General features: G+C 69.0%; 9 protein-coding genes and 1 pseudogene. All 10 read right to left on the bottom strand.

The genetic code is table 11. The features are described 5' to 3' along the window. Positions 1 to 178 precede the first annotated feature (178 nt). A complete protein-coding gene (locus G6039_RS28960) occupies positions 179 to 772 on the bottom strand; it encodes a hypothetical protein (protein ID WP_043800607.1) in 594 nt (197 codons plus the stop codon). Between the two features lie 95 nt (positions 773 to 867). Continuing rightward, entirely contained in the window at positions 868 to 2,115 is a 1,248-nt protein-coding gene (locus G6039_RS28955) for an MCE family protein (RefSeq protein WP_029545063.1), read from the bottom strand. Next, positions 2,115 to 3,395 carry an MCE family protein gene (locus tag G6039_RS28950; RefSeq protein ID WP_006931303.1) on the bottom strand — a complete coding sequence of 427 codons (1,281 nt, stop codon included), beginning with the start codon at positions 3,393 to 3,395 and terminating at the stop codon, positions 2,115 to 2,117. Before G6039_RS28950 ends, G6039_RS28955 begins: the two co-directional genes overlap by 1 nt. Beyond that, the gene (locus G6039_RS28945) at positions 3,392 to 4,642 is read right to left on the bottom strand and encodes an MCE family protein (protein ID WP_006931305.1); all 1,251 of its coding nucleotides are present in this window, start codon (positions 4,640 to 4,642) and stop codon (positions 3,392 to 3,394) included. The genes G6039_RS28950 and G6039_RS28945 overlap by 4 nt, the downstream gene beginning before the upstream one ends. Next, a complete protein-coding gene (locus G6039_RS28940; protein WP_003937627.1) occupies positions 4,642 to 5,637 on the bottom strand; it encodes an MCE family protein in 996 nt (331 codons plus the stop codon). The genes G6039_RS28945 and G6039_RS28940 overlap by 1 nt, the downstream gene beginning before the upstream one ends. Continuing rightward, on the bottom strand, positions 5,634 to 6,713 hold the full coding sequence (locus G6039_RS28935) for an MCE family protein (RefSeq protein WP_006931307.1): 1,080 nt from the start codon (positions 6,711 to 6,713) through the stop codon (positions 5,634 to 5,636). Before G6039_RS28935 ends, G6039_RS28940 begins: the two co-directional genes overlap by 4 nt. Next, positions 6,710 to 8,077 (bottom strand): MCE family protein, encoded by a 1,368-nt coding sequence (locus tag G6039_RS28930; RefSeq protein WP_006931309.1) that lies wholly within the window; start codon positions 8,075 to 8,077, stop codon positions 6,710 to 6,712. The genes G6039_RS28935 and G6039_RS28930 overlap by 4 nt, the downstream gene beginning before the upstream one ends. Beyond that, the gene (locus G6039_RS28925; RefSeq protein WP_029545068.1) at positions 8,074 to 8,934 is read right to left on the bottom strand and encodes an MlaE family ABC transporter permease; all 861 of its coding nucleotides are present in this window, start codon (positions 8,932 to 8,934) and stop codon (positions 8,074 to 8,076) included. Before G6039_RS28925 ends, G6039_RS28930 begins: the two co-directional genes overlap by 4 nt. A gap of 4 nt (positions 8,935 to 8,938) precedes the next feature. After that, the gene (locus G6039_RS28920) at positions 8,939 to 9,739 is read right to left on the bottom strand and encodes an MlaE family ABC transporter permease (protein WP_006931311.1); all 801 of its coding nucleotides are present in this window, start codon (positions 9,737 to 9,739) and stop codon (positions 8,939 to 8,941) included. An 8-nt stretch (positions 9,740 to 9,747) separates the two neighbouring features. Beyond that, positions 9,748 to 10,007: pseudogene (locus tag G6039_RS28915) on the bottom strand (ABC transporter ATP-binding protein); the annotation flags it as partial.

Raw genomic sequence — 10,007 nt, 5'->3', positions numbered from 1 at the left:
TCGCTTTTCGTTTCTAGTTTTGTTTTGCATCAGCTTTCTTAGGGTTTGTTTTTTTTTTTTTTGGAGATGTGTATAAGGGACAGGCCCGTTCCCGCGATCTTGGGCCGCCGGCCCCTCGGGGGACCCATCGGATTGGGCTTGCGACGCTGCGGGGGCACTACACACTCTCCTTCATGGCTCACTCGCCTCCGGCGGATCCGGGATCGGCCGGTGCAGGCGCAGGAGCGCCCGGGGCGGGCGCGGGATCGGCCGGCGGCGCGGGTTGCTGCGCTCCTTCCACGGGCCCGCCGCCGAGCTGCACCGAGTCCAGCGGCTGGATCGTCTCCGCCTTCCAGATGTCGCCGTCCTTGCGCATCGCCACGTTCACGGTGACCTTGTTCTCGACGAAGTTGTCGGGCCAGGTGGTCTTCACCGCCAGGACGATCAGGGCGTTCGCCGTGTTCGCGTCCGTGTCCAGCGCCGTCAGGGAGCCGAACAGCACGTTCGCCGACATTCCCGTGCCCGTCTGTGCCACCTGCTGACGGATCTGCTGCTCCGTCGCGGCCAGGTCGCTGTTCAGGGCCTCACCGGTGATCGACGAACGCATGTTCTCGATCGACCGGTCGACGTCGGCGGCGTCGACGCTGTTGAGGTTGATCGCGGCCTGCATCGCCCCGGACAGGGCGGCGTCCCGCGCATCGGCCGTCGGGCGGTCGGCGAGCAGGGCCCGCCCCCATCCGAAGCCGAACCAGGCGGCCGCCACGAGGGCGATCACCGCCAGCACGCTCACCACTGCCAGGACGATCCTGCGTATCTTGTCGCCGCCCGCCCCCGCCGTCTGCGGGGGACGGGACGTCGTGTCTGCGGTCACTGCACCAACCTACTTACCTACTTCGGGGTGACTCCGAGCAACGGCGCGAGCTGCGTCGCGATCGGATTCAGATTGAGCTTGTCCGGATCCTGCTTCGGCGTGAAGTCCCACGGCTGGATCGTCGCCGGGTCGGCGAACACGATCCGGTTCGCGCTCCGCACGCCGGTGACGCTGCCCTGCGGGGCCTCACAGGACGCCTCCGTGTTGAACGGAAAGTCCTGTTGGGTGTCGTCGAAGTTGGGATCCCGGCGCTGCATCTCGTCGAGGATCGCCTGAGTGCCCTCGTACCCGAGGGTGCACGACGGCGGGTTGTTCGTCTCGAGCAGGATGCCCTGCCGGACCGTGCCGTCGCCGGGCGCCACCGTCCCGGCGCTGGCCGCCACGGCCGGCAGGAACGCGAGCAGCGGCTGCAACGCGACGGCCTGCGGGCCGAGCTTGTCGCCGAGCAGCGCCAGGTTCGTCAGGTTCGCCGTCAGGCCGGGGCCCGAGTCCGCGACCAGCTGCGTGAGCTCCTCGCTCGCCGCCGTCCCGGTCTCGAGGAGGCGACGGACGTCCGGGTCGCTGTCGCGCAGCTGCGCGGTCACCAGGTCCAGATCCGCGCTGAACTGCCGGATCGCCGACGCCTGCACCGACTGGGTGTCGAGCACCGTTTGGCTGTCGCGGATCAGCGACACCGTCTGCGGCAGGTACTGCACTCCGGCGTCGCTGAGCTGGGCCAGGGAGTCCACAAGGGTCTGCAGCTGGCCACCGCGGCCGTCGAACGCCGCCCCCAGCTCGGTCACCACCGTGCGCAGCGAGTCCACCGGCACCGACCGGACGAGCGCGTTCGTGCTCACCAGCAGGTCCTGCACGGGCACGGGCACGTCGGTGGCGTCCTGGCCGATGACCGATCCCGCTTCGAGGTAGGGGCCCTCGTCGGTATCCGGTTGCAGATCGACGTACTGCTCGCCGATCGCCGACCGGTTCGCCACCACGGCACGGGTGGACGCGGGGATCTGCGGCCCGCCGTTGTCGAGGAGCAGCGTGACGTCGATGCCGTCCTCGGTCAGGCCGAGCTCGCCGACCCGCCCCACCGGCACGCCCCGGTAGGTGACCTCGGCGTTGGTGAAGATGCCGCCCGAATCGGCGAACCGTGCGTGGACGGTGTACTGCCCGAACCCGAGCAGGTTGTCGAGGCGGACGTACCGCGCGCCGACGAACACCACCCCGAGCAGCGCGATCACCACGAACGCGACCAGCTGTATCCGCAGCATTCGCGATCTCATCATCGCCCTCCCCCGACTCCGAGCTGGTTCAACAGGCCCTCCAGCGGATTGGCCGGCGCCGGGTCGTCGCCGGTGTCCGCCGCCGCGGCCGGCTGACCGGGCAGCGTCACCCCCGGAGGCAGTTCGAGTCCCACGGGCAGCTTCGGCGCCGGCAGCACCGGCAGCAGCGAGACCGTCGGCCAGCCCGGCCTCGGCCCGTTGCCGTTGTAGTACGGGTTCGACGGATCCACGACGGGCTTGGGCTCGCCGAACTTCGGCTGCCGGTAGACCGGCTCGCCCTGACCGACGCCGAGCGAGGCCAGCGCGTCCCCGATCTGCAGGTCCACGGCGAGGAACAGGTTGACCGAGCCACCGAGGGCGATCTTCTCGACCCCGTCGGGGAACGGCACCGTCGGGATGAACGGCAGCGCCTTCACCAGATCGTCGCCGGAAGCGGCGAGCTGCTGCAGGGTGGGGCGCAGGGCCAGCAGGTCGGCGATGAGGTCCTCCTTGGACTGGTCGAGCACGTCGGTGCCCACCGTCCCCAGGCGGTCGAGCTGACCGAGCAGTTCGGTCAGCTGGGGCCGCTGCTGTTCGAGCACCGCGGTGGCCACCGGCAGGTCGTCGAGGATCGCCGCGATGCGGTCGTTCTGTTCCGCGACCCGGACGGTGAGCACATCGAGGCCGTCGAGGGCGCGGGTGATGTCGTCGCGCTGCTGGTTGAGACCGTCGATGAGCCGATCCGCCTGTTGCAGAAGGCTCTTCGTGGTGCCTTCCCGGCCCTCGAACGCGGTGGACAGCTCCTCGACCACCGGCTGCAGCTGGCCGACGCCGCCGCCGTTGAGCAGCAGCGAGAGGGCGCCGAGCACGGGCTCGAGTTCCGTGGCGTGCCGGGTCCGGTCCAGCGGAATGACGTCGCCGTCGGCGAGCAGTTCGCGCGACGGGTCGCTCGGCGGCGGACTGAGCTGGACGAACTTCTCGCCCAGCAGACTGGTCTGTTCCACCGCGGCATACGCGTTGGCCGGCAGCTCCACTGCCGAGTCGACCACGATCCCGACGTCGGCGGTCCACCCGTCGGGACCGACGGAGACCGTCTCCACCCGGCCGACGGGCACGCCGTCCACCTTGACGGTGGACTGCGGCACGAGGTCGAGCACGTCGTCGAACTGCACGGTCACGTGGATCGGGTCGGACCCGACGTCCGCACCACCGGGCAGGGGGAGGCTCGCGGCCCCGCCGCACCCCGACACCGCCAGGGCCGTCACGCAGGCCCCGGCACCGAGAATCGCCGAGCGTCTCACTGTCCGCCCCTCTCCAGGTCCAGGCGCGGTGACTCGACACCGGGCACCGTGCCGGGAACCACCCGGCGCTGGATGTTCTCGCCGCTCAGGACGCCGAACGGCAGGATCAGATCCGGCGTCCGGACGTCGTTGGTGATCTGCTCGGCGAGGCCGGAACACTGATCGATCAGCGGCTGCATCTGCCGGCCGAGCTGCTCGAACCTCGGGTCACCCGGCACGAGCCGACCGAGGTCGATGAGCTTGCACATCACGCCCGCCGGATCCTGCAGATCGGTCACCACCAGGCGGGAGGCGAGCGACCCGGACTCCGCGTCGTAGGAGTTGACGAGGTTGCTCACCGCCAGGGGCAGCAGGGTCAGCGAGTTCACCAGTGAATCCCGGTTGGCGGCAAGGTTGTTCGTCACCGGGACCAGAGCGTCCACGTTGTCCTTCAACGCCGCCTGATTGTCGTTGACGAACTGCGCGACCACCCCGAGCGACTCCGACAGCTGGTTCAGCGCGAGCCCGAGATTCTCCCGCTCGCCGGCCAGATAGCCCGACAGGTCCGACAACTGCGCGTTGAACTCGCGCACCTGCTGATCGTTGGCCGCCAGCGCGGACACGAAGATCTGCAGGTTCTCGATGGTGCCGAACAGGTCGCCGCGCGACTCGTTGAGCGTGCGCGACGCGGCGGAGAGCTGCTCGATGGTCTGGCCGAGCGCGGCACCGTTGCCTTCGAGATTCTCGGCGCCGGTCTCCACGAAGCGCGTCAGGGCGCCGTCCTTGTTGGCACCCTCGGGACCGAGCGCCCGCGACAGCTCGTCGACGCTGGCGTACAGCTGATCCACCTCCACCGGGGTGGCGGTCCGTTCCCGCGGGATGACGGCGCCGTCGGCCATCGTCTCGCCGCCGGTGTACACCGGGGCGAGCTGCACGTAGCGGTCCGCGACGACCGACGGGGTGATCTGCACGGCCTTGGCGTCGGCGGGGATGTCGACGCCGCGGTCGACCCGCATGTCCACCCGCACCTGGTCCCCTTCGGGGACGACCGCGGTGACCTTGCCGACCTCGACGCCGAGGACCCGGACACCGGACCCCTCGTACACCCCGACGGCCTTGTCGAAGTAGGCCGTGATCTCGGTGGTTCCCATGCGGTTGAAGACCCACCACAGCACACCGGCGATCAGTACCACGGCCGCGGTGATCGCGGCGATCAGCAGCACCATCGGGCCGCGCCGTGAGCCGCCACCGGACTCGGCATGCGACATCAGTTCTCTCCCAACGTGCGAACCGGATCGCGGTATCCGGGGATCTCCGGCAATCCGGGCGGAATGAGGTTCACGACGACCTGGTCGAACCAGCGGCCGTTGCCGACGACATTCGAGTACAGCCGGACGAACGGCTCGTACAGCTTCATCGCGCGGTCCAGATCGTCGTTGCGGTCCTGCAGGATCTGCACCACTCCCCGGAGCTGGTCGAGCGCCGGGCCGATCGTCGCCTCGTTGTCGCGGACCAGACCGGTCAGCTCGGCAGACAGCCGCTGCGTGCCCGTCAGCAGCTGCGAGATGGCCTGCTGCCGGTTGTTGAGTTCTGCGATCAGCAGGGCGCCGTCGCTGATCAGCCGGTTGAACTCCGCGTTGCGGTCGGCGAGGATCTGCGAGGTCCGGCCGGTCGCCTCGAGCAGCCGTTTGAGCTCCTGGTCCCGGCTCGCAACGGTCTGCGAGAGCCGGGTGACTCCGTCGAGCGAGGCCCGGATGTCGTCCGGTGTCTGCGAGAACGCCTCCGAGAGCGTGTCGAAGCTCGTGGCCAGCTGTTCCGAGTCGATCTCGCCCAGGGTGGTGGCCGCGGACGAGAACGCCTCGATCACGTCGTACGGGGCTACGGTGCGCGACAACGGGATCCGATCATCCGGGTCGAGCACCTCGGTGCCCCGCGGCTCGAGGGCGAGGTACTTCTGGCCGAGGATCGTCTTGATCTGGATCGAGGCCGAGGTGTCGTTGCCGAGCCAGGCGTCCTTGACCTTGAACGACACGAGCACCCGGTCCCCGTCGAGCTCGATGTCGGTGACCTGACCGACCTTGACTCCGGCGATGCGCACCTCGTTGGTGGGCTTGAGGCCGGCCGCCTCGGTGAACTCCGCGCGGTAGGTGGCGCCGGCCCCGATGATCGGCAGCGAATCCAGGAAGAACGCCGACAGGGTGGCCAGCAGGACCACGAGAATCCCGAGGGCGCCGGACACGGCCGGACTGCGACGTCTGCTCATCGTCCCTGCAACTCCTGCATCCCGTCCTGCGTGCACCGCTTGGCGGCGTTGGTGTAGATCGGCTGGTTCACCGTGGGCAGGCCGGTCGGCAGGTTCAGGTACGGAACCGAACCCGGGCCGGCGATCACGTCGATGCCGCACAGGTAGAACTGGAACCACGACCCGTAGCTCGCGACCCGGCCCAGCTTCTCGAGCTTGACCGGAAGGGTGGCGAGGACCTCGTCGACCGCGTCGCGGTTGCTGTTCAGGTTCGCCCCGAGCTGCTGCACCGCCGTGACGGAGCCGGCGATGGCCGGCCGGGTCGGCTCGAGCAGATCGGCCGTCGCGTCCGTCAGCCCGGCCAGCGACTGCACAGCCGCACCCACCGTGTCGCGGTCGGCGGCCAGCCCGCTGACCAGCGCCTGCGTGTTGACGAGCAACGAGTCGAGCTGATCGTCCCGCTCGTTGATGTTGGTGAGCACCGAGTTCAGGTTGTCGATGACCGCACCGATGACCCGGTCCTTGTCGGCGATCGTGTTGGTCAGGCTCGCCGTCGTGCGCACCAGGTCGTCGATGGTTCCGGCCTCGCCCTGGAACACCTGGACTATCTGCGACGACAGCGTGTTGACGTCCTCGGCGCTCAGGGTCTGGAACAGGGGCCGGAACCCGTTGAACAGGGTGGTCAGGTTCACGGCCGGCTTGGTGCGCTCCAGCGGGATGGTGTCGCCGCCGGTCAGCTTCATCCCCTGCATGCCCTCGCCCTGGTCGAGGGCGATGTAGCGCTGGCCGACGAGCGTCCGGTAGCGGATCGTCGCGGTCGTCGCGGCGGGCAGCCAGTCCCGGTCGGACATCGAGAACGTCACGCGCGCCTCGCGCCGGTCGACGATCTCGATCTTCTCGACCTGGCCGACGCGGACGCCGGCGATTCGGATGTCGTCGCCCTCGTTGAGCGACGTCACGTCCGTGAAGATCGCGTGGAATTTCGTGCCTCCGCCGCCGCCGAGGCTCGCGATGGTCGCCGCGAGCATTCCGGTGGCGAGGATCGTGACCACGGCGAAGACGATCAGCTTGATCAGCGGTGCTGCCAGGCCTCTCATCGGAAGCTCACCTCCGTTCCACGCAGTGCGGGCGCGCCCAGGCGCGTCGTCCAGGTCGGCACGTCCTCGGGCGCGATGCCCGTCGCCTCCGCGTACACGACGCCGAGGGCGTCCTGCTCGGCCCGCGACCCGGTGTACGAGACCTGCGTCGTCGCCGGGGTCGTCCCGATCAGCTCGCCGACGTCGTCCGGCACCCCGGACCCCTCGGGGGCCGGGAAGTACGACATGGTCTCCGGGCCCGGGTTGCGGGACGGCACCTGGTAGGAGCCGTCGTTGATCGAACCGCCGGGGTACTGCGGGAAGAACCGGCCCGGGGCCGTGACGTTGTCGTAGCAGGTGGGGCCGCGGACGTCGAGCAGGCGCGGCTCGTCCTGGTTCGGCAGGTACCGGCCCTTCGGATTGACGAACTGGACGCTCGCCCGCACGCCGGGGAACGGGTCGTCGGCCGCGAGCACCCCCGCAGCCGCGGGTGCCGCGTCGGCGAAGCCCTTCAGCATGCACGGGTACGACGGCGAGTACCGGGCCAGCAACTGCAGGGCCTGCTTGGAGTCGGCGGCGATGCTGATGATCGAGCCGGCGTTCTGCTCGAGCAGCCCGGCGGTCGCCGACGACGCCCCCGTCGCCGTGACCAGCAGAGTCTCGAGCTGGTTCTCCTGTTCCACCACGGTGTTGCCGGTGGTGCGCAGGTTGTCGAGGGCGCTGATCAGATCGGGCGCGGCGTCGGAGTAGGTCTGGGAGAAGTCCGCGAGCCCGCGCAGGTCCTCCTGCACGGCCGGGAGCTCCACGTTCACCTCGCGGAACACCTGCTCGAGCCGGTCCACGGTCTGCCCGAGGGTCTCGCCGCGGCCGCTCAGGCCCTGGGCCAGGGCGCCGAGGGTGTTCGCGAGATCCTGCGGTGGGATGGCCTCGAGCAGGGGCAGCAGCCCGTCGAGCACCTCGCCGAGTTCGACGGTCTCGGCGCTCGTGTCCTGCATCAGGGTGTCCCCCGCCTGGATCGGGCGCGCCGGCCGGTCCGGGAGGATCAGCGAGACGTAACGCTCCCCGAACAACGTCTTCGGCAGCAGCTGTGCGGTCGCGTTCGCGGGGATCAGGCCGGCCTTGTCCGGTTCGAGCGCGAGATGTGCGGTCACCGTCCCGCTCTCGGCCGACGTGCCGCGGACCTCGCCGACGATCAGTCCGCGCACCTTCACGTCCGCGTTCATCGGCAGCGCGTTGCCGACCTCGTCGGTCACGAGGTCCACCTCGACGACCTTCTTGAACGTCTTGTTGTACATCGCGATGGTGACGAACAGGAACAGACCCAGCACGACGAAGAACAGCAGGCCGAGAACCCTCCGCTTGAGGGTCGAGGGAGTCGGGTTCATCCGGCCACCCTCACGGTCGTGGTGGTGCCCCAGATGGCGAGGCTGAGGAAGAAGTCGAGCACGGCGATCGTGACGATCGCGGTGCGCACCGCACGGCCGACGGCCACGCCGACGCCCGCGGGTCCCCCGCTGGCGTTGAAGCCGTAGTAGCAGTGGATGAGGATCAGGAAGAAGGCGAAGACGAGGACCTTCCCGAAGGAGTACAGCACGTCCTCGGGCGGCAGGAACAGATTGAAGTAGTGGTCGTACGAACCCGACGACTGCCCGTTGAACAGGGTGCTGATCACGCGTGTCGCGAGGTACGCGGCGAGCAGGCCGATGATGTACAGCGGGATGACGGCGACGAAACCGGCGATCATCCGGGAGGTGACGAGGAACGGCACCGACGGCACCGCCATCACCTCGAGCGCGTCGATCTCCTCGCTGATCCGCATCGCACCGAGCTGGGCGGTGAAGCCACAGCCCACCGTCGCCGACAGCGCCAGGGCCGCGACGATCGGGGCGAGTTCACGCGTGTTGACGTACGCCGACAGGAAGCCGGTGAGCACCGAGGAGCCGAGCTGCTCAAGGGCGGCGTAGCCCTGCAGACCCACGACGACGCCGGTGAAACCGGACATCATGGCGATGACACCGATGGTGCCGCCGATGACGGCGAGCGCGCCGCTGCCGAAGGTGACCTCGGCGAGCAGCCGCAGCACCTCCTTGCGGTAGTGGACGAGGGTGCGCGGGGTCCACGCGATGGCCCGCGCGTAGAACGACATCTGGTCGCCTGCCCGATCCAGCATGTCGAGAGGAGCGCGCACGATTCTGCGCCCGCGGAGCCAGATGACGTCTCCGCGGCCCTTTGCGATTGTCATCGAGTCAGGATCCCTTCGCCGGAACGATCTGCAGGTACACCATCGTCAGGATCAGGTTCGCGAAGAACAACAGAAGGAAGGTGATGACGACGGTCTGGTTGACGGCCTCGCCGACCCCCTTCGGTCCGGCACCGGGGTGCAGGCCCTTGTAGGCCGCGACGACGCCGGCGATGACACCGAAGATCGCCGCCTTGATCTCGGCCACGTAGAGGTCGGGCAACTGGGCGAGGGCCGAGAAGGACGCCAGGTAGGCGCCCGGGGTACCGCCCTGCAGGATCACGTTGAAGAAGTAGCCGCCGGCGATGCCGACGACGGAGACGAGTCCGTTGAGCAGCAGCGCGATGAGAACCATCGCGAGCACGCGCGGGACCACCAGGCGTTGCACGGGGTTGATGCCGAGCACCTCCATGGCATCGATCTCCTCGCGGATGGTGCGCGATCCGAGATCGGCGGTGACCGCGGAGCCGGCCGCGCCGGCGATCAGCAGCGCGGTCACGATGGGACTGCCCTGCTGGATCACGGCCAGCACGCTGGCGGCGCCGGTGAACGACTCCGCGCCGAGCTGCTTGATCAGCGACCCGGTCTGCAGCGAGACCACAGCGCCGAACGGGATTGCCACGAGGGCGGTGGGCAGGATCGTGACGCTCGCGATGAACCACGCCTGCTCGATGAACTCGCGGAACTGGAACGGCCGGCGGAAGGTGTTCCGCACGACGTCGACGAACAACTCGACGATGTTTCCGGCCTGGGTGAGTGCACCGTGTATCGGACGCACGAACGAGCTGGTGCCCGATCCGACCCCCATGTGTGCTCCTAGCTTCTGTGGCGGGCGGACTCGTCGTACCCGTGACCGGGGTACGCCGGGATGACCTGCGTGTCGTCGTCGCGGAAGGAATGCTCGGGGTAGGCCGGCGCGGCGTGCGTCCCGCCGGTCTCCTCGAAGGACTCGAGGATGGCCTGCTGGGCGGCCTCGGGCAGGGTGTGCAGGATGTGCCGCACCCGCTCCTGCCGGCGGGCGACGGCCTGCCGCTCGGGCATCCCCGGGGTGGCCTTCATCTGCGGCACGATGCCCT

It is taken from the genome of Rhodococcus aetherivorans (assembly GCF_011058165.1).
GTDB lineage: Bacteria > Actinomycetota > Actinomycetes > Mycobacteriales > Mycobacteriaceae > Rhodococcus > Rhodococcus aetherivorans.
The sequence above is the reverse complement of the archived record's forward strand: the minus strand, read 5'-3'. Positions and strand labels throughout refer to the sequence as shown.